At 71.5% G+C, this 19,533-nt stretch carries 13 protein-coding genes; 5 read left to right on the forward strand and 8 right to left on the reverse strand.

Annotated elements, in window-relative coordinates; all coding sequences use genetic code 11:
* Positions 1–343 precede the first annotated feature (343 nt).
* Entirely contained in the window at positions 344–2,041 is a 1,698-nt protein-coding gene (locus DBP14_RS06615; RefSeq protein ID WP_129311724.1) for a molybdopterin-dependent oxidoreductase, read from the forward strand.
* A 139-nt stretch (positions 2,042–2,180) separates the two neighbouring features.
* A complete protein-coding gene (locus DBP14_RS06620; protein ID WP_129306099.1) occupies positions 2,181–2,834 on the forward strand; it encodes a fasciclin domain-containing protein in 654 nt (217 codons plus the stop codon).
* 91 nt (positions 2,835–2,925) lie between these two features.
* On the opposite strand, the gene DBP14_RS06625 is transcribed toward DBP14_RS06620, so the two are convergent.
* On the reverse strand, positions 2,926–3,654 hold the full coding sequence (locus tag DBP14_RS06625; RefSeq protein WP_129306100.1) for a lytic polysaccharide monooxygenase: 729 nt from the start codon (positions 3,652–3,654) through the stop codon (positions 2,926–2,928).
* A 474-nt stretch (positions 3,655–4,128) separates the two neighbouring features.
* On the opposite strand from DBP14_RS06625, the gene DBP14_RS06630 reads away from it, so the two are divergent.
* A complete protein-coding gene (locus DBP14_RS06630; RefSeq protein WP_129306101.1) occupies positions 4,129–4,608 on the forward strand; it encodes a DoxX family protein in 480 nt (159 codons plus the stop codon).
* A 140-nt stretch (positions 4,609–4,748) separates the two neighbouring features.
* On the opposite strand, the gene DBP14_RS06635 is transcribed toward DBP14_RS06630, so the two are convergent.
* The 3 genes from DBP14_RS06635 to DBP14_RS06645 all read right to left on the reverse strand — a co-directional run bounded on the left by DBP14_RS06635 (position 4,749) and on the right by DBP14_RS06645 (position 8,839).
* Positions 4,749–5,036 (reverse strand): hypothetical protein, encoded by a 288-nt coding sequence (locus DBP14_RS06635; RefSeq protein ID WP_241740833.1) that lies wholly within the window; start codon positions 5,034–5,036, stop codon positions 4,749–4,751.
* A gap of 168 nt (positions 5,037–5,204) precedes the next feature.
* On the reverse strand, positions 5,205–7,595 hold the full coding sequence (locus DBP14_RS06640) for a glycosyl hydrolase family 18 protein (RefSeq protein ID WP_129306103.1): 2,391 nt from the start codon (positions 7,593–7,595) through the stop codon (positions 5,205–5,207).
* 155 nt (positions 7,596–7,750) lie between these two features.
* Positions 7,751–8,839: a zinc-binding dehydrogenase gene (locus tag DBP14_RS06645; RefSeq protein ID WP_206739217.1), complete on the reverse strand. Its 1,089-nt coding sequence runs from the start codon at positions 8,837–8,839 to the stop codon at positions 7,751–7,753.
* A 90-nt stretch (positions 8,840–8,929) separates the two neighbouring features.
* Here DBP14_RS06645 and DBP14_RS06650 point away from each other — a divergent pair, with 90 nt between their 5' ends.
* The gene (locus tag DBP14_RS06650; RefSeq protein WP_129306104.1) at positions 8,930–9,847 is read left to right on the forward strand and encodes a LysR family transcriptional regulator; all 918 of its coding nucleotides are present in this window, start codon (positions 8,930–8,932) and stop codon (positions 9,845–9,847) included.
* Between the two features lie 4 nt (positions 9,848–9,851).
* Here DBP14_RS06650 and DBP14_RS06655 read toward each other — a convergent pair whose 3' ends face one another.
* Positions 9,852–10,472 carry a TetR/AcrR family transcriptional regulator gene (locus tag DBP14_RS06655; protein ID WP_129306105.1) on the reverse strand — a complete coding sequence of 207 codons (621 nt, stop codon included), beginning with the start codon at positions 10,470–10,472 and terminating at the stop codon, positions 9,852–9,854.
* A gap of 114 nt (positions 10,473–10,586) precedes the next feature.
* On the opposite strand from DBP14_RS06655, the gene DBP14_RS06660 reads away from it, so the two are divergent.
* Entirely contained in the window at positions 10,587–11,159 is a 573-nt protein-coding gene (locus tag DBP14_RS06660) for a hypothetical protein (protein ID WP_129306106.1), read from the forward strand.
* A 609-nt stretch (positions 11,160–11,768) separates the two neighbouring features.
* Here DBP14_RS06660 and DBP14_RS06665 read toward each other — a convergent pair.
* From DBP14_RS06665 to DBP14_RS06675, 3 genes are all read right to left on the reverse strand, one after another.
* On the reverse strand, positions 11,769–14,564 hold the full coding sequence (locus DBP14_RS06665; protein ID WP_206739218.1) for an AAA domain-containing protein: 2,796 nt from the start codon (positions 14,562–14,564) through the stop codon (positions 11,769–11,771).
* A gap of 635 nt (positions 14,565–15,199) precedes the next feature.
* The gene (locus DBP14_RS06670; protein WP_129306107.1) at positions 15,200–16,528 is read right to left on the reverse strand and encodes a TRAM domain-containing protein; all 1,329 of its coding nucleotides are present in this window, start codon (positions 16,526–16,528) and stop codon (positions 15,200–15,202) included.
* Positions 16,529–17,160: 632 nt separating this feature from the next.
* Positions 17,161–19,212: an APC family permease gene (locus DBP14_RS06675; RefSeq protein ID WP_129306108.1), complete on the reverse strand. Its 2,052-nt coding sequence runs from the start codon at positions 19,210–19,212 to the stop codon at positions 17,161–17,163.
* Positions 19,213–19,533: the final 321 nt, after the last annotated feature.

Here is a 19,533-nt window from a genome sequence, read left to right on the forward strand (position 1 = left end):
GGTGGCTCGGTCGGGTGGCCCTCGCTTGTCCGTCTCTTCGCTGGAGGGGGTGAGTGTGGTGACGAACAGTCAGGAGCTGGCGCGCAGCGCCGACTCCCGGGCAGATCAGCTCCAGCTTGGGGATATACCCGCAGGTGATCCGTAGCCGGGCGGGCCGCGGATTGGTGCGAAACGGAAGGTGAATCCGATCCGGTGACCGACCAATCCGGCACCCGGCCGGAGCCGGATTACCGGCGTGAGGACGAAGAAGCGCAACCCCGCCGGCGTCGCCCGCCATGTGCTGGCCGCGATCAGCGGTCTGCTCGCCGGGTACGCCGCCCTGGCCGTCGCGGAGCTGGTCTCCATGGCGGTCCGGCCGCAGGCGTCGCCGGTCGTCGCCGTCGGGTCGGCGGCCATCGACCGCACGCCCGCGTCGCTGAAGGACTGGGCGATCCGGCACTTCGGCACGAACGACAAACTCGTCCTGCAGCTCGGCATCGTGGTCGTGCTCGGCGTCATCGCGCTCGCCCTGGGCATCGTCGCGCTGCACCGGCGTACGGCCGGTTCGGCGGGCGTGCTGGTCTCCGGGGCTGTGGGCGCGTGGGCCGCGCTGACCCGCCCGGACTCGACCGGCGCCGCCGACGCCCTGCCGTCCCTGGTGGGGGCGTGCGCGGGCGCGCTCGCCCTGTACGCGGTGGCGGGCCGGCTACGGAGCCGCCCGGCGAACGCCGCACCCGATACCGCACCGGCACCCGTACGGGAGAACCCCACACCCGACACCACACCGGCACCCGCACGCGAGAACCCCACACCCGACACCACAGCGGCAGCGGCACCGGTGCCGGAGGACTCCGCGACCGGTGCCACACCCGGTGCCGTACACAAGGACGCCGCGCCGGACTCCCGGCCGGGAGGGGACCCCAGGTCGCTCACGGAGAGCCTTGGCGTCGGTGGCCCGGCGAGGGAACCCGGCTGGGACCGGCGTGGTTTCATCGGCGTGGCGTTGGCCGTGGCGGCCGCCTCCACCGGCGCCGGGCTGGCCGGCCGGACGCTGAACGCGCGGCGCGGCAGCGGTGCCGCCGCCTCCCGGAACCAGATCGTGCTGCCGGCCCCCGCGTCGCCCGCGCGCCCCGTCCCGAAGGGCGCCCGGCTGAACATCCCCGGCATCAGCCCCTTCACCACCCCGAACAAGGACTTCTACCGGGTGGACACCGCCCTGGTCGTGCCGAAGGTCGACACCACGACCTGGCGGCTGCGGATCCACGGCAAGGGCGTCGCCCGCGAGCGCACCTACACCTTCGAGGACCTGCTCGGCCGGGACCTGGTCCAGCGGGACATCACGCTGACCTGCGTCTCGAACGAGGTCGGCGGCCCGTACGTCGGCAACGCCCGCTGGATCGGCGTCCGCCTGGCCGACCTGCTCAAGGAGTGCGGGGTGCGCCCGCCCTCGCGTGGCGGCGCGGCCGACCAGCTCGTCGCGCGCTCGGTGGACGGCATGACGCTCGGCACGCCCGTCCAAGACGTCATGGACGGCCGGGACGCCCTGCTCGCCCTCGGTATGAACGGCGAACCGCTGCCGTTCGCGCACGGCTTCCCCGTGCGGATGGTCGTGCCCGGCCTGTACGGCTTCGTCTCCGCCTGCAAGTGGCTCCAGGAGATCGAGCTGACCACCTTCGACGCCTACGACCCCTACTGGGTCCAGCGGGGCTGGGCGAAGAGGGCCCCGGTCAAGACGGAGTCGCGGATCGACACCCCCAAGCCGTTCGCCCGCCCGAAGGCCGGCACGGTCATGGTGGCCGGCGTCGCCTGGGCCCAGCACCGCGGTATCGGGAAGGTCGAGGTCCGCGTCGACGACGGCCCCTGGCACACCGCCCGCCTCGCCGCGCAGGACACCACCGACACCTGGCGGCAGTGGTCCTGGCCCTGGCCGGCGACCCCCGGGACCCACACCCTCACCGTCCGTGCCACCGACAGCACGGGCGCGACCCAGACCCCGCGGCGCACGGGGACCATCCCGGACGGCGCCTCCGGATGGCACTCGGTGGTGGTCACCGTCGACTGACCGTGTGCAGCAACGGCCCCGCCGGCACGCCGGGCACCGGGCCCGCGCGCCCCGAAACACAGCCCCCCGCTCCCCCGAACCACTGCCCGACGCACCGCCGTCGGCGTCCGCCGCCGGCACCTGTCAACAGGAGAACACGATGAACACTCGTACCTTCCGCTTCCGCCGCACCGCCCTCGCCGTGGCCGCCGCCGGCGTCCTGCCGCTGGCCCTGTCCGCCTGTTCCGGCGACAGCGGCAACAGCAGCAGCAAGGCGGCGGACACCTCCTCGTCCACGGCCGCGTCGAAGGCGACCCCCTCGGGGACGATGACGGCGGACCAGCCGTTCGGTTCCGCGTGCTCGGCGGTGCCGAAGAACGGCGCGGGCTCCTTCGACGGTATGGCCCAGGACCCGGTGGCGACGGCCGCCTCGCACAACCCGGTGTTGTCCACCCTCGTGTCCGCCGTGAAGAAGGCCGGCCTGGTGGACACCCTGAACAACGCGCAGAACATCACGGTGTTCGCGCCCACCAACGACGCCTTCGCCAAGATCCCGAAGGCCCAGCTGGACAAGGTCCTCAACGACAAGGCCGAGCTGACGAAGATCCTCACCTACCACGTCGTCGGCGAGAGGCTCACGCCGAAGGACCTGGAGCACCGCTCCTTCACGACGCTGGAGAAGGGCAAGGTCACCACCTCGGGCTCCGGCACGAGCTACACCGTGGACGACTCGGCCAAGGTGGTCTGCGGCAACGTGAAGACGGCCAACGCCACCGTCTACATCATCGACTCGGTCCTGATGCCGAAGAACTGACACAGGCTCCGAGTCCGCCGACGGCCTCCGGGGAGGGGGACCCCGGGGGCCGTGCCGTGCTGCCGGGACGCTGGAGGAGCTCCGCCCACGCTCACGCGGCCGCGCAGGCTCCGAGGTCCTCCCAGACGCCCCACTCTCCCGTGGTGCCGGGCTTGTCTCCGGTCACCCACCACTTGGCGCGCCAGTTGTGGTCGTCGTAGGAGACGGTCTCGCCGCCGGTGTAGACGGCCGTCTCGCTCCAGGCGGGCGCGGTGCAGGTGCCGGGATCGCCGCCGGTGCCGCCTCCGTCGCCACCGCCCCCGGTGCCGCCGATGTTGACGTCGACGCAGGAGTAGAAGGCGTTGGCGGTGTCCGCGATGTTCCAGACGGCGAGGACCTTCTGACGGCCGGTGAAGCCGCCGAAGTTCACCTGCTGGCTGAGGTCGGCGGGCGGCTGCTGGCCGTGGCCGTCGAACTCGGCGATCTTCTGGCCGCCGATGAAGTACTGCCAGTTGAGGGTGGCGTGCCGGGCCGTGTTGTGCCAGGTGAACGTGGCGGCCGTACCGACCGGGGTGACCTGCCAGCCCTTGCTGTCGTCGTCGAGTTCGGCGAACTCCGAGTGACCGCCGCTGCAGCTGTGCAGCCCCTTGGGGCCCTCGACGCTCTGCGGCTCGTACTTGATCTCGCCGCACTGGACGACTCCCTCGGCGCACTGCTCCTGACGGCTCGTGGGGAGGGTCACCCAGCCGTGGGCGCTGGCGGAGCTCGCCGGCAGGCTCACCGCGAGCAGGGGTGCGACCAGCGCGCCGATGGCGACAGCCGCCCGTCTCTTCGTGTTCATGCCGTGCCACTTCCTTCACTGTGTGGGGGAACCGCCGCCCGGGAGGCTCGGGCGAACGGAGGCAGGTATAGGTCTAGACCTGACGGCCACTAGGTCTAGACCATAACCAGGAATCGCCTCCGGTCAAGGGGCTGAACGCGCCGAACTGCCAAACCGCAGGCCAGAGTTGATGGAGGGCGAGCGGACGGAATGTGACCGGCCTTTGGTCTAGACAAAGTCCGTCAGGGTGGTTCAATGTTCGACCGCACAGGCGTGTCACCCCGACCGACACCGCCCCCTCTCACCGAGCGGCACGCCACCCCCACGGACGCGGCGCCCCCCCCCCCAGGCGCACCACTACCCGGGCACCGTCCCGGCACCACCGTGCACCGACCCGACCGGGCCGGTGCGCCCGCAGCCGCGGCTCAGCACCGCCACACCGCCCCCACCGCGTCGCAGCGCCCACGAGGCCGCTGCGCGAGAGAGGATCGACCGATGGAAGCGCTCGAACGAAGCAGAGAGCCCGTCATCGGGCTGTTCCGTGTCGTCGTTGGGCTGCTGTTCGCCTGCCACGGGGCCGCCGCCCTGTTCGGCGTGCTGGGCGGCCCGCACGGCGCCGAGCCCGCGTTCGCCGCCTGGCCCGGCTGGTGGGCCGCGGTCATCCAGCTGCTCGGCGGCGCCCTGGTCCTGTGCGGCCTCGGAACCCGCGCGGCAGCCCTCCTGTGCTCCGGATCCATGGCGTACGCCTACTTCGACGTGCACCAGCGGCACGCGGTCATGCCCATCCAGAACGGCGGCGAGGCGGCGGTGATGTTCTGCTGGTCCTTCCTGCTCATCGCCGCCCTCGGCCCGGGCCGCTGGGCCCTCGCCTCCCTCCTCCCCTCCCCCCGCCGCCCGGCCCGCGTCCCGGCCGCGGCAGTAACAGCGGCAGCGGCGCCCACGGATCCGTCGGCGTCCGTGCGGGCGGACACCTGAGAGTCGCGCCGGCGACGGCCGGGCGGACGACGGTGCACGACACCGCCGTCCGCCCGGCTCCTCCGCCGCCGTCCTGTCCCATCCCCGCCGTCATCTGTCCGGGCCGGCCTCCGTCACCGCCTGCTCCCGCCCCCTCCGGGTTACCGGGCGTTCGCGAAGTTCTGCAGGCCGGTCCGGACGTCGTCCAGATTCATGACGGGAATGAATTCGATCCGGGCGTTCAGCTCCTGGAAGAACGGTTCGGCGACCGAGGGAATGTCCGAGGCGTTCACCAGGTCGAAGACGACGTACGCCGTACGCATGCCGTCCTTGGCGCCGAAGTGGGCCGCCTCGGGGCGGATCCGCTCGAACACCGACTCCATGATGGCCGCCAGCCTGCCTTCCGTGATCGCCTTGTTCGTCAGCTGGGTGTCCAGCTCGACAGTCATGAGGACGCGCATGCTTCCTGCCCTTCCGAACGGCCGCTCAGTGGGCGCCGGTGCCCGAGGCAGACCGGTCGCCCTGTACGGCAACTGTTCACCGCCGGACCGGACGGCGCCCTGCCGGTTAGGCCGTTTGCATCCTCCGCCCGGCTCGGGTCAGGGCCCCGTCCTCCCTCACGACAGCCCGTCGTCGAGCGCGGTCATCAGCGCGCCGTTCGGGGTGTCGCCGGACATCTCCCAGACGAAGCCGCCCAGGAGGCCCTTGGACTTGATCCAGGCCGTCTTCTTCCCGATCGACCAGGCGTCGTCGAAGGTCCACCACTGGCCGCCGGGGCCGGTGTAGCCGAACGTCGACACCGACTGCTCGTCGTGGTGGACGGTCATGGACGGGAAGCTGGTGATCAGGTTGTCGTAGCCGCGGGTCCCGGCCTCGGTGTCGAACTGGCCGGGTGCGGCCCCGTTCGCGTCCTGCCATTCGCCGGCCGCGCCGCCGTCCGTGACGGACTGCCATCCGCGGCCGTAGAACGGGAAGCCCACCGTCAGCTTGCGCGGGTTGACCCCCGCGTCCAGGTACGCCTTGATCGCGTTCTCGATGCTGAAGTGGACGGGGTAGGGGTCCTGCGCGTCGGTGTAGAGGTTGGAGCCGTCTCCCGTGCGCTTCGGCTCCCAGGAGTTGTCGCTCCCGGCGCCGTGGAAGTCGTACCCCTGCACGTCGGCGTAGTCCAGTGAGTCGAAGATCCGGGTCAGGTCCCAGCCGGCCGCGATCTTGGCCGGGTCGGCCGGCGTGAAGGCGGTCAGCAGCTTGTGCTCGCCGCCGAGCGCGTCGAGCTGCTTGCGGAACTCGGCGAGCAGGGCGGTCAGGTTGTCCTTGTCCTGCGTGCCGTAGTGGTTGCCGGGGTGGCCCTCCGAGCCCGGCCACTCCCAGTCGATGTCGAAGCCGTCGAAGATGCCGGCCGCGGTGCCGGGCCCGCCCGCGCCGCTGTAGACGGGCAGGTTGCCCTTGATCCACACGTCGATGCAGGACTTGACGAACTTCGCCCGGGACTCCGGCGTGGCGGCGGCGTCGGAGAAGAACTTCGAGTACGTCCAGCCGCCGATCGACGCCAGCACCTTCAGGTGCGGGTACTTGGCCTTGAGTTTCCTCAACTGGTTCAGGTTGCCGCGGAGTTTGCCCCAGCCGTCGTCGGCGACCCCGTCGACCGACTGGGCGGCGGACATCGGGCGCGCGTAGTCGGCGTCCGCGTCACCCGCGTCGGTGCCCTGGTCGGGGTCCTCCGGGTCGGTGGTGGTGCCCTTGGTCACGCCCGCCTGGCAGGTGAGGTTCTTCGAATCCAGGTTCTCGAAGGCGTAGTTGACGACGTCCAGCTTGGCCGCGGCGCCGGAGGTGTCGAGGTTCTTCACGAAGTACTGGCGGCCGTAGATGCCCCACTGCACGAAGTAGCCGACCTTGAGCTGCTTGCCCGTCCCGGCGACGTCGTCGGTCGTGACGCTCACGGGCGTGGAGGCGGCCGACGGGTTGTCGGCGGTGTCGCGGGCCTTGACGGTGAAGGTGTAGGTGGTGGCCGGGGAGAGCCCGTCCACCGTGGCCGACGTGGTGTCCGCGCCGACGGACTTCACGAGCGTGCCGCCGCGGTAGACGTCGTAGGCGGCGACCGCGACGTTGTCGGTGGACCTGTCCCAGGCCAGGCTGACGCTGGAGGAGGTCTTGCCGGTGGAGTGGAGGTTGCCCGGCACGGTCGGCGGCGTGGGGTCCGTCGACGGGTCCACCGTCTGCACGGTCAGCGGGGCGCTGGCCGGACCGGTGTTCCCGCGCGTGTCCACGGCCCGCACGGTGAAGGTGTATCCCGTCGCCGGGGTCAGCCCGGTGACCGTGGCCGAGGTGCCGCTCGTGGTGGCGACGGTGTCCGAGCCGCTGAGCACCTCGTACGACGCCACCGCGTGGTCGCCGGGCTGGGCGGCGGCCCAGCTCAGCGCGACCGAGTGCGCGGTGACCGCGGTCGCCTTGGGCGTTCCGGGGGCGGTGGGCGGGACGTCGGGCGTGCCGTCGCACTTGTCGCCGTTGACGGTGCAGCCCGTCGGAGCGCCGATCGGCCCGTTCGCGATGAACCAGTAGCTGTACGGCTCGGTGCTGCCGCCGGCCGGGACGCTCGCGTTGTAGAAGGCGTTGTGGACGGTCACATGACGCCCGGAGACGGTGGCGTCGCCGTTGTAGTGCCCGGTGACGGAGACCCCGGCGGGCAGGTCGAACTCCAGGGTCCAGCCGCTGACCGCGGCCGTGCCGCTGTTGTGGACGACGTACGCGCCCTTCCACCAGGAGCCGTTGTCCTGGGTGCTGAAGGTCGCCGTCAGCGTTCCGGCGGCCTGGGCGGGTGCCGCGAGGCCGGTGAGCGCCGCGAGGGGGAGGATCAGCGCGGCGGCGAGGACGGCGATCCGCCGCCACGTCCGCGTGTTTCTTACCTGAAGGGACCCGCTTCTCCTTCCCGGAAGTGACCAGCCCCTTCTTTCCCGAAGGAACCCGCTTCTTCTCTCTCGAATCTCCCGAGGTGATCTGCGCCTGTGGAACATGGTTCTCCCTGTGGTGGTGGGGTGGTACAGGGGTGAGGTGAACCGTGCATGTGCGTGGGCGGGGCCGGGACACGGCCTACTGCCGCCTTTGTTCAGGCGTCCACAACGTAGAAGGTCTGGACCAATGCGTCAACAGGCCCGCCGCGGTACGGCGCTCAGCCGGCGGCCGGGGTCAGGACGGTGCGCTCGTACGGCCCTCCGTGCGCGGCCGCGTACGCGACGGCCTCGTTGACGGCGTCGAGGGGGAAGGTCCGGATCCGGTCGGGACCGAGGTCGAGCGCACCGGACGCGATCAGCCGGATCATGCCGGTGTTCGCCGGGCGCGGGTACATCCACCGGCCGCGCACGGTCACCGAGTTGCGCATGAGCCACGGGTAGGGAAGGGACAGGTCCGCGCCGCCGAGCATGCCGACACCGCCCATGAGGACGACGCGGCCGAACTCGCGGACGGTCATGGCCGCCGCCCGCGCCACCGAGCTGGGCGCGGCGGGCGGGAGCAGGTCGATCACCATGTCGATCGGGCCCTCCGCGGCAGCGGACATGGCCGCGCGGTCCGCGTCCTCGTCGCCGGTCAGCTCGACCGGGCGCACGCGCGGGCCGAACCGGTCGGCGAGGAGGCCGAGCACGCCGCGGTCGCGGCCCGGTGCGACCACGCGTCCGGCGCCCATGGCGAGGGCCACGGCCACCGCCGCGCTGCCGAGGTTGCCGGTGGCCCCGCTGACGAGCAGCGTCTCCCCCGCTTCGAGTCCGCCCGCCCGCAGTCCGCCGTAGGGGATGACGTACACGCCGAGCGACGACCAGCGGGCGAGGTCGGACGCGGCCCGCGGCGGGAGCGGATAGACGTTCTCGGTCGGGACACGCATGAGTTCGGCGAACGCGCCGTCCGGCAGGTGCCGGGCCAGCCGGGCGCCGCCGTCGCCGCGGGAACTCCAGCCCTGCAGCGTGATGTCGGGGGTCAGCGCGTCGTCACGCGCGCGGACGGTGCAGTCGCACCAGACCAGGTCACCGGCGCGCACCCGGGTGGCGTCCGGGCCGACGTGGACGACGCGCCCCACACCGCCGATGCCGGGGACCACCGGGGGTTCGAGCGGATAGTTGCGCCGACCGCCGAAGACCTCGTCCGCGTACGGCGGGACAGCGGCGGCGAGCACCTCGACCACCGCCTCGCCGCCACGGGCCCGGGGGTCGGCCCTCTCCCGCACGGTGAGCGGTGCGCCGAACTCCGTCAGGACTGCTGCTCGCATCTGCGCCTCCTTGATCGTCCTCTTCGAGGCTAGGAGCGCCGACGCCATGCGCCAAGCGACGATCCGGCATGTGTGGTATGCGTAGTGCGCATGGACTTCTCCAGCGCCTCCCTCCGGGTTCTGCGGCAGGTCGCCGAATCGGGGAGCTTCACCGCGGCGGCCGCCCGGCTCGGCTACACGCAGTCGGCGATCTCACGCCAGGCGGCGGCTCTCGAACGGAGCGCGGGCAAGGCCCTGTTCGAGCGCCGTCCCGACGGGGTGCGGCTCACTCCCGCCGGCCAGACCCTGCTGCGGCACGCCCGCGCGATCCTGGACGCGGTCGAGGCCGCCGAGCAGGAACTCACCGGCCCGACGACGCCTGGGGAGGTGGTGCGGCTGGGACTGTTCCCCAGCGCGGGGGCCGTGCTCCTGCCCGGTGTGCTCACGCGGCTCGCGGCGGCCGGCCCGCACCTCACGGTCACGACGCGTGAGGGCACCACGCCCCGCCTGCTCCGGGCCCTGCGGGCAGGATCGATCGACCTCGCCGTGCTGTCGTCCCGCCCGCCGCACCGGCCGTCGGACGGCGAATCACCCCGGCTGCGCGTCGAGACGGTCGAGGACACCGAACTGCTCGTGGCCGCGCGGACGAACGGCCCGCTCGCCGGCCGCACCGCCGTCCACGTCGACGAACTCGTCGACGCGCCCTGGATCTCCGCCCCGGCATCGAGTACGGAACCCCTGCTCGGCGTATGGCCCGGCCTGCCCGGACGGCCCCGGGTCGTCCACACGACGGGCGACTGGCTGACAAAGCTCCAACTGGTCACCGCGGGCTTCGGCGTGACGACCGTCCCGGCCCGCATGCGGCCGGTCCTGCCCCCCGGCGTGTCGCTGCTGCGCGTGGACGGAGCGCCCCCCGAGATCCGCCGCATCCTCCTGGCCCGGCTCCCGGGCCGGCCGGCACCGGGAATCGTCACGGTCAGCCGGGCGATCACGAGTCGCGATGAGGGAGCGCCGACGCACCCCGCCTGACGCGTCAGCGCGGAACGGACCGCACCGCGCGGCTGCCCGGGCCCGCGGAACGCACCCGCACGATCCCCTCGACGCCCTCGACGAACGTCTCGGTGATCAGTGCGGGATCGGAGAGGCATCCCGCGGCCATGGCTCCGTCCCGGAGCATGACGAAGTGCCGCCCCGCCGCCTCGGCGGGCGCGTCTCCGACCTGCGCCAGCAGGTCCGTGACCATACCGAGGAACCACTGCCGGTGCGCGAGAACGGCCTGGTGGATCGGGTGCGCCGGATCGGGATACTCGGCCGCGGCGTTGAGGAAGGCGCAGCCGCGGAAGCCCTCCGACCGGATGCCCTCGGCGATCGCGCGGGCGACCGCGCGCACCTTGTCGTCCGGACTCCGCACACCGTCCTGGGCGGCCGACAGCTGCGCCCGGATGCCCTGGTCGGCCTGCTGGAGGTAGGCGAGGACGAGGTCCTCCTTGCCGGAGAAGTGGCGGTACAGGGTCGCCCGGGTCACCTTCGCTTCCTCGATGATCCGATCGACGCCGACGGAGTGGATCCCCTCCGCGTAGAAAATCCTGACGGCCGTGCCGAGCAGCCGCGCTCGGGCCTCGGACGTGCTGCCCTCTGGTGTCTTCCGGCTCATGACTCCCACCCTACAGCGCGAGGGAGAACGTTCGGTCTTGACAGATTCGACGGGAGCGCCCGATGATGCGAAGAGACCGAACGTTCTCCCTCCTCAGCGAGAGGCGGATCCGTCATGGACACCGTCGGCAGCCAGCCCGCTCCCCCCGCCCCGGCCACGCTCCCGGCGGCCCTGCGCAAGCTGTATCTCCTGCGTTTCGCGTTCGCCGCCGTCTGGGCGGCCCTGCTGTTCGCGACAGCCGACAGGCTGGGCCCGCTCAGCGGGACGCTGCTGGTGCTCTACCCCCTCTTCGACGCGGCCTGCGCGGTCGTCGACCTGCGGTCGGCCCGAGCGGACCGCGGCGCGACCAGGAGGCTGTCCGTGAACATCGCGCTCAGCGTTCTCGCCGGCATCGCCCTGGCCGTAGCGGTGACCTCCGGCATCCCGGCCGTCCTGCGGGTCTGGGGCGTCTGGGCCGTCACGGCGGGCATCACACAGCTCGCCGTGGGCCTGGTCCGCCGCCGCATGGGCGGCCAGTGGCCGATGATCGTGAGCGGCGCCATCTCCACCCTCGCCGGCGCGAGCTTCTTCCTCCAGGCCGGCAAGGACGGCGCCACCCTCCAGAACCTCGCCGGCTACGCCTTCCTCGGCGGCGTCTTCTTCCTCGCCTCGGCACTCCGCCTCAAGCCGGCGGACCGCGACAACTGAACGCCGCCCTCGGAATCGGCGTCCCCAGAGCCCGTCGGCTGTCGCACCGCGCGGGGAAGCGCGTCCCCGCCCGACGGACACACCCCGCCCCTGTACGGTCGTGCGCCGGACGTGCGTCAGGACATCACCCCGACGCACCTCACGCAACGCACCGAAACCGCGGGTCAGCGACGCTTCTCAGCGGGCTCCAGAATCGGCGCGCACTCCGCGCGGTGCGTCATCGGGAACAGCGTCAAACGAGCGTGCCCTCCCAAGTGAGGTCCTCGATCAGGTGCCGGAGCGTGCAATTCGCGTCGCGATACAAGGTTGGGGGCACAGCCGAGGATTCCTGACGTCCGAGGTGACTGGTCGACGGAACTGGTCAGAGACCCAACTAGGTCGTTCTATGAACGCCTTGGGAACAGACCCGTGCGCTGGAGCGCGCCTGACGATGACGGGTCCGGAAGTTCAGAGTGATCCACAACCCAGCGCGGGTGGGCACGACAGCCTTCCCCCATGTACGCCCCCACCGTCAGGCCGAACAGCACCCATTCACCAGATTTGCGGTCGTCGTCATACGGTTTCTGGCTGGCGGGGGACGTCCCTTGCAGCTCGCGGAGCGAGCTTCCCCTACGGCAGCCAGCGCGCCGCCTGTTCCCGGGTGATCCGGTCCGCGTCGACCCACCAGCGCCGGGCCTCCCGGTCCCACTGGGCCCTGAGCAGGCGCTTGGCCTCGTCCTTCTGCTCGAACGGGACGTCGAGGTACAGACGACCATCCCGCACAAGCCCCGGGTACACCTTGCCGTCCGGCGCCTCGGCTCGCTGGGCAGGCATCTCGGACGCTGGAGCGATCTCCCTGGCGGGACGCCACAGCCCTCGTGCCGGGCGTTCCATGCGGGTGCGCTCCATAAGCCGCCGTACACGGTCGCAGGAGGCAGGGTCCGTGTAACGCATCATCAGGTCCGTCGGCCCGATGTTCGCGAGCAGGTTCTTCGAGCCGTGCCACAGAACCGAGCCGTCCAGGATGAGGACCTTCTCGTGCATACGATCGCGGAACTCGACCCGACAGCCGACGGCCTCCAGCTCCCCGACCAGCTCCCTGTGCCGCGCCACGCGCGAGGGCTCCTGCTGCTCCTCCGACGGGCGGGTGAAGACCGTGATCTCAAGCCCCTCAGCCGCCTTTGGACCGAGCATCCGCGCCCACCGGCGGACGGGAGGTGCGTCCATGAACGCCGAGTACAGCTCGATGCTGCGCTGTGCTCGCTCCACATCCCATGCCACCGCCTCCAAGACCTCGCTGTGCTCGAAGAACGCCGGTCGCGCCAGTTCCTCCTCCGACAGGGTGGCCAGCTGGCCCGCGTCGCGGATCGGGATCAGCTGGTCGGCGGAGATGGTCTGCGCGTGCGCCTCCAGATGGTCGACCATCGCCAGTGCCTCACTGTGCGGGGCCAGGTGCTGGCGCAGGAAGGCGACGTCCGCCACGACGACCAGGTGGTCCTGGGCCCGGCTGAGAGCGACGTTCAGGAGGCGGCAGGTCTGCGATGACAGTCCCGTTCCGCTGTAGAAGAATCCGGGATCCTTGCCGGCGCCCGCCACCGTGTCGAGGAGCACGACGGGACGCTGACTGCCCTGGAACCGGTGGACGGTGTCGACCAGGCCGTCGTAGTCCTCCCCGAACCGGTGGGCCAGGCTGCTCTTCAGGGCCTTGACCTGCTCCCGGTACGGGGAGATGACGGCGAGCCGGTCGGTCGCCCGTTCCCCTTCGGGCACCTCCTGCCACTTGCGTCCGGGCAGAACTCCCTCGTACTGGAGCCCTCGGACCAGCTCGTGGATGACCGCGGCGTGGACGGCGTTCGTCATGTGGGGCTTGCGGCCGCCACCGGGGATTCGGCGGCCGGACGTGTCGATCAGGATCACCGGGGAGTCGATGAGCGGGGCGAACGGCAGGCGGCTGGTGTTCCCGCGCCCGGTCCTGAGCGGCGCGTCCGGATACGCCACTTCGTTGACGACCGCGCAGATCGGCTCCCGCATCCGGTACTGGGTGTCGAGCGCCACCAAGCGAGGGTCCTGGCGCACCCGACCGGAAGGGTCGACCAGCCCGGCGGCGTGGAAGGCGTCCCGAGCGGTCCACTCGCGGGAGTGGGTGCGCTCCTCTTCGCTCGCCTCCCGGTCACCGTCGCCCTTGGTCACTGCGGGCAACTGTCGGAAGTCTCCCGCGACGACCACCCGCTTACGGGCGAGACCGGCAGCGAACCAGGCCGATGGCAGGTTGACCATCCCGGCCTCATCGATCACCACGACATCGACTTCGTCAAGCAGTTTCCTCGACTGGACAGCCTTGGCCACGGTCGCTCCGAGCACCCGGCAGTGGGAGCGAACCTCGTCCTGGATCTGCTTGCGTCTCCGCCCGAGTTCGTCAAGTTGCTCCTGAAGCGAGGCAGCGGACTCGGCGACGATCTGCCTGGGCGGGATCCCTTCAACTGCGGCACAGGCCGCGGGGAGGGCTCGGCGGGCCTCGGCCGCCTGCTTCTCGCCCGCCGTGCGGCGCCGGGCCGCGCGCGCCACGTCCGCCCTGGCCCGCTTCGCCTCGTCCTCCTCGTGCGCCAGGGCGGACCAGAGGTCGCTCAGTTTCGCCGTTCTGCGCTCCGCGAGGAATCCGGTCGGTGGCCCCACTTTCTCCATCTTCCGCCGCAGCTGCGCGGCCAGGGTGTCCGCGGCCGCGACCATCTTCGCCGCCGCGGCGTGGTCACGGTCTGCCCCCGCCATCTCCTCTGTACCGGTGGCCAGATCCGACTCCAGGTCCCGGATCCGGTCGTGCAAGGCCAGCGCCGCCCTCGCGCCCTTGAGCTGGTCGGTCGCCGTGCTGATCTGTCGGTCGATGCTCTCCACAAGCAGGGCGGCAATCCGGGCCGGGTCGACCTGGTCTCCGTAGCGGCTGCGCAGCGACGGCAGGACGATGCTCCCTGCCCTCTGGACGATCCCCTCGGCGAAGCCCTCCTCGTGCTCCAACAGGGAGCACATCCGCTCCAGAGCCTGGTCCACCGCGACGTTCGTGGGGGCGAGAAACAGGACCTTGAGTCCTTGGCGGAAACTGCCCTCGACGATGTGACCGACGACGTCCGTCTTCCCCGTGCCGGGCGGTCCCCACAGGAACAGCACCTCACTGGCGAGGGCCTGTGCGACGGCGTCGCGCTGACGTGGGTTCAGCTGGAGCCCCGCCCAGTTCGCCACCCACTGCCCCGGGTTCTCGGCACGGCCGGTGCGCGGGGTACCCCGGCCGACCAGCCAGCCCGCGTGGTCCGCATCGACAGCGCTGTCCTGGCCGCCGGCCGCCTCCAGGCGCTCGGCCAGCGCGGCCCAGTTCGCGGAGTCGTCCTTGCGGATCTGAATGTTCGCGGGCGCCGCCCCGAGATCGGCCTTCGTCACGAGCCGTACGGTCCCGTCCGGAGCTCGAGACGCCTCGGCCGGGTCCCACGCCTTCCGGGAACGTGACGGCCGGGCAAGGACCGAAACACCGTCCAGGCTGTCGTGCCAGGTGCGGCACTCGAAGAGATACTCACGTGTCCCCCCAGACTGTGAGAGAAGCCGCCCCTTGGAAAGAGCAACCTTCATGGCGCCCTCGGCGTCGTTCCGGAGTTCGGCAAGGATCTCAGCGCGCACCGCCGTCAAAAGCTCCTCGACGGGATAAGGCCGCCCCACCCCTGTCATGTACACCGCTCCCCCAACATCGCCCCACAGGTCCGAAGACCGTACGTGAGTCTGCAGCCGCCGAACGGTGCACTCGACGGCTATGGCCAGTCACAGACCTGTCGCTGGCCGGAATCATTCGCGATCAGCCATTACCGGTGGCGACTTCGGCAACCCTCGGCCAGGGCGTTCGGATCGCGGTGAACGGCTGCTGCAGGAACGCCTTTACATCGAAGCGACGAGATGCCACATCGACGTCTCTTGCCTACCGGCCTCTGACCTAGGACCACAGCAGCCCGGGTACTCCACACAGTGTGCCCGTCCAACCCCCGAAAGCAGGTCGAACAAGCTCACAGGAAATACAAAAGGGCTGGTCAGACGCCCTTCGTCACTGGCTCTAGCACAGCAACACACTCCACGTGGTGCGTCATCGGGAACAGGTCGAACGCGCGGAGGGTGCGGACCCGGTAGCCGCCGTCGCGGAAGTACGCCAGGTCGCGGGCGAGGGCCGCGGGGTCGCAGGCGACGTAGGCGATGCGGCGGGCGCCGAGGGCGGTGAGGTGAGCGACCGTGGTGCGGCCCGCGCCGGCCCGGGGCGGGTCGAGGACGATGAGGTCGGCCTCGGTGATGCCGGTGCGCGGGAGGACCGACTCGACCTTGCCCTGTTCGATGCGGACGCGCGGGAAGTCGGCGAGGTTGTGCCGCGCGTCCTCCACCGACCGCTTGCCGGACTCGATGCCGAGGACCGCGCCCTGCTCGCCGAGGCGGTCGGCGAGGGCGCCGGCGAAGAGGCCGACCCCGCAGTAGAGGTCGAGGGCGGTCTCGCCCTTGCGGGGCAGCAGGCCCTGCATGACGGCCGTCACCAGGGTGTCGGCGGCCTTCGGGTGGACCTGCCAGAAGCCGCCGTTGCCGACGCGGTATGTGTGGTCGTCGGCGCGCTCGCGGACGAAGGGGCGGCCGTGGACGCGGTGGACTCCGCCGTCCTTCTCGCCGACCCGGAGGACGGAGACGGGCCTGTCGAGTTCGACGAGCGGGAGGCGGGCGCCCGGGCGGGGCGTCAGGATCACCTGGCGGTCCTGCGAGCCCGTCGCCGCGATCGCCTCCACCGACTCCATGCCGGTCCAGTCGCGCTTCTCGATGCCCAGTTCACTGACCCCGGCCGCCGCGATCATGCAATGGTCGATCCGCTCGACCTCGTGCGAACGGTGGCGGCGCAGACCGGCGTGGCCCTCGGCGTCGACGGCGTACTGAACGCGGGTGCGCCACTGCGGGACCTGTCCCGCGGGCAGCTTGTCGCCCTCGGCCGGCATCACCGTGCCGTCCCAGCCGGCCTCCTCGGGGGTGAGGCCCGCGAGGCGCTGGAGCTGCTCGGCGATCACCTCTCCCTTGAGCCGGCGCTGGGCGCCCGGCTTGGCGTGCTGCCAGTCGCAGCCGCCGCATCGGCCGGGCCCGGCGAAGGGGCAGGGGGCCTCGATACGGTCCTTGGAGGCGTCGAGGATCTCCACCGCGTCGGCCCGCAGGAAGCGGGCACCCTCCTCGCCCTCGGTCACCCGGGCCCGTACCCGCTCCCCCGGTAGCGCGTGCCGGACGAACAGCACCTGGCCCTCGGCGGTGCGGGCGATGCAGTGGCCGCCGTGCGCCACCGGGCCGATCTCGACCTCGTACTCGTCCCCGACCAGCGACTTCTTCGGTTCTGCCTGCATGGCGGGGTGACTCCAGATCGGGAAGGGAGGGACGGGGAGCGAGGGGGAAGGCCGTAGGCCGGTGGCCTCGCGGAACAACAGCCCACCAGTCTACGGCCTCCCCACCCGGCCTCGGCCCGTGGTCCGTACGCCCCCGGCCGCCGCCCTCGGCCCGTGGCCCGCACAGCCCCGGTCGCCGACCCCGGCCCGTGGTCCGCACAGCCCCGGTCGCCGCCCTCAGGCCGTAGACCGCACAGCCCGGCCGCCAGCCTCCGCCCGTGGTCCGTACGCCCCCGGCCGCCGCCCCCGGCCCGTGGCCCGCACAGCCCGGACGCCGGCCTCCGCCCGTGGTCCGTACGGCCCCGACCGCCGACCCCGGCCCGTGCTCCGCACAGCCCCGGCCACCGCCCTCAGGCCGTAGACCGCACAGCCCGGCCGCCAGCCTCCGCCCGTGGTCCGTACGCCCCCGGCCACCGCCCCCGGCCCGTGGCCCGCACAGCCCCGACCGCCGCCCTCAGGCCGTAGACCGCACAGCCCGGCCGCCAGCCTCCGCCCGTGGTCCGTACGCCCCCGGCCACCGCCCCCGGCCCGTGGCCCGCACAGCCCCGACCGCCGGCCCCGGCCCGTGGTCCGTGCGGCCCCGGCCGCCCGCCTCAGTCCTTGTTCGCCTGCGGCTCCTTCGGGCGCTCCACCGCCGGGCCGCGGCGGACCGCGCCCGGGGCGTTCCATTCCTGGCGCCTGCGGGCCCGGTTGCGGGCGCGTTCGGAGGAGGCGAGCTGGTAGGGCACGGAGGTGACCATGATGCCGGGCGTGAACAGCAGCCGGCCCTTCAGGCGCAGGGCGCTCTGGTTGTGCAGCAGGTGCTCGTACCAGTGGCCCACCACGTACTCGGGGATGATCACCGAGACCGCGTCGCGCGGGGACTCCTTGCGCAGGCTCTTGACGTACTCGATGATCGGCCGCGTGATCTCGCGGTACGGCGAGTCCAGCACCTTCAGCGGTACGTCGATCCCGCGCCGCTCCCACTCCGCGCGCAGCGCCTTGGTCTCCGCCGCGTCGACGTTGACGGTGAGCGCCTCCAGGGTGTCCGAGCGCATCAGTTTGGCGTAGGCCAGGGCGCGCAGGGTGGGGCGGTGGATCTTGGAGATCAGGACGACCGAGTGGACGCGGGAGGGCCGTACGGTGTCGTCGCCCGGACCGTCGGGGGCGGAGATCTCCTCGGCGACACGGTCGTAGTGCTTGCGGATCGCCGTCATCGTCGCGAAGAAGATGCACATGCCGAGCAGCGCCACCCAGGCGCCGTGGGTGAACTTCGTGACGAGGACGACGACCAGGACCAGGCCGGTGAAGAAGGCGCCGAAGGTGTTGATCGCGCGCGAGCGGAACATGTGGCGGCGCTTGGCCTGGTCCCGTTCGGTGGCCAGCAGGCGGTTCCAGTGCCGGACCATGCCGGTCTGGCTGAGCGTGAAGGAGACGAACACGCCGACGATGTAGAGCTGGATCAGCCGGGTCGACTCGGCGCCGTAGATGACCACGAGCAGCATCGCCGCGCCGGCGAGGAGCACGATGCCGTTGGAGAAGGCGAGGCGGTCGCCGCGGGTGTGCAGCTGGCGGGGCAGGTAGCGGTCCTGGGCGAGGATCGCGCCGAGCAGCGGGAAGCCGTTGTACGCCGTGTTCGCCGCGAGGAACAGGACCAGCGCGGTGGCGGCGGCGAGCAGCACGAACAGGAAGCTGCCCTTGCCGAACACCGCCTCGGCGACCTGGGAGATCACCGGGTCCTGGACGAAGCCGGAGCCGACCGGGACGCCGTGGTGGAGGAGGTCGGCCGCCGGGTTCTCCGCCATGCGGACCTTGGTCGACATGGCGAGGGCGATGATGCCGCAGAACATGGTGACGGCCAGCAGGCCCATCATCGCCAGCGTGGTCGCCGCGTTCTTCGACTTGGGCTTGCGGAAGGCCGGCACGCCGTTGGAGATGGCCTCCACACCGGTCAGCGCGGCACAGCCGGAGGAGAACGCGCGCAGCATCAGGAAGATCAGCGCGAAGCCGGCGAGGCCCTGGTGCTCGGCCTTGATGTGGAAGTCGGCGGTGGGGGCGCGCATGGTGTCGCCGAGGACCAGGCCGCGGAAGGCGCCCCACAGGATCATGATGAAGACGCCGCCGACGAACACGTACGTCGGGATCGCGAAGAGCTTGCCCGACTCCTTCACACCGCGCAGGTTCATCAGCGTCAGCAGCACGATCACGGCGACCGCGCACAGCACCTTGTGCTCGACGACGAAGGGGATCGCGGAGCCGAGGTTCTCGATGCCGGAGGCGATGGACACGGCGACGGTCAGCACGTAGTCCACGAGGAGCGCGCTGGCGACGGTCAGGCCGGCCTTGGGGCCGAGGTTGGTGGTCGCCACCTCGTAGTCGCCGCCGCCGCTGGGGTAGGCGTGGACGTTCTGCCGGTAGGAGGCGACGACGGTGAACATCAGCACGACGACCGCGACGGCGATCCAGGGGCTGAAGCTGTACGCCGACACGCCCGCCGCGGACAGGACCAGCAGGACCTCTCCGGGCGCGTAGGCGACGGAGGAGAGCGGGTCGGAAGCGAAGACGGGGAGTGCGATGCGCTTCGACAGAAGGGTCTCGCCCAGCCTGTCACTGCGCAGTGCGCGCCCGATCAGGATCCGTTTGGGCACGTCGGTCAGTTTGGACACGAGAGAGGATCGTAAGCCTTCGAACAGGCAGCCGCCCACCCGGCTTCCCGTATCCGGGCCACGAGGTTGCGCTGTCTGCTCCGCGAGTGAAATCCGGACCGTCCGGACCTGCGGTTTCCGTGGTGGGGCCGCGGTACGTGTCTAGATGGCAAAGACCGCCTGTCCTCGCCCTCCGGAGGTCCCATGCCGCCGACCGCAGAGCTGATCGGGGCCCTCCTGGCCCTCGCCGGCCTCGGAATCCTGACCCTGTGCAGCGTGCGCAGCATCACGCGCCGACGGGGCCGGCGAACCGCCGCACCGGGGTGCCCACCCCGAAGTGCC

Source organism: Streptomyces sp. L2 (genome assembly GCF_004124325.1).
GTDB lineage: Bacteria > Actinomycetota > Actinomycetes > Streptomycetales > Streptomycetaceae > Streptomyces.

Coding starts and splice junctions, on each gene's coding strand:
- DBP14_RS06655 (WP_129306105.1), bottom strand. CDS start 10,472: ATGAGCCGGAAGACACCAGAGGGCAGCACGTCCGAGGCCCGAGCGCGG.
- DBP14_RS06660 (WP_129306106.1), top strand. CDS start 10,587: ATGGACACCGTCGGCAGCCAGCCCGCTCCCCCCGCCCCGGCCACGCTC.
- DBP14_RS06640 (WP_129306103.1), bottom strand. CDS start 7,595: ATGTTCCACAGGCGCAGATCACCTCGGGAGATTCGAGAGAGAAGAAGC.
- DBP14_RS06615 (WP_129311724.1), top strand. CDS start 344: ATGGCGGTCCGGCCGCAGGCGTCGCCGGTCGTCGCCGTCGGGTCGGCG.
- DBP14_RS06670 (WP_129306107.1), bottom strand. CDS start 16,528: ATGCAGGCAGAACCGAAGAAGTCGCTGGTCGGGGACGAGTACGAGGTC.
- DBP14_RS06625 (WP_129306100.1), bottom strand. CDS start 3,654: ATGAACACGAAGAGACGGGCGGCTGTCGCCATCGGCGCGCTGGTCGCA.
- DBP14_RS06630 (WP_129306101.1), top strand. CDS start 4,129: ATGGAAGCGCTCGAACGAAGCAGAGAGCCCGTCATCGGGCTGTTCCGT.
- DBP14_RS06620 (WP_129306099.1), top strand. CDS start 2,181: ATGAACACTCGTACCTTCCGCTTCCGCCGCACCGCCCTCGCCGTGGCC.
- DBP14_RS06645 (WP_206739217.1), bottom strand. CDS start 8,839: ATGCGAGCAGCAGTCCTGACGGAGTTCGGCGCACCGCTCACCGTGCGG.
- DBP14_RS06635 (WP_241740833.1), bottom strand. CDS start 5,036: ATGACTGTCGAGCTGGACACCCAGCTGACGAACAAGGCGATCACGGAA.
- DBP14_RS06650 (WP_129306104.1), top strand. CDS start 8,930: ATGGACTTCTCCAGCGCCTCCCTCCGGGTTCTGCGGCAGGTCGCCGAA.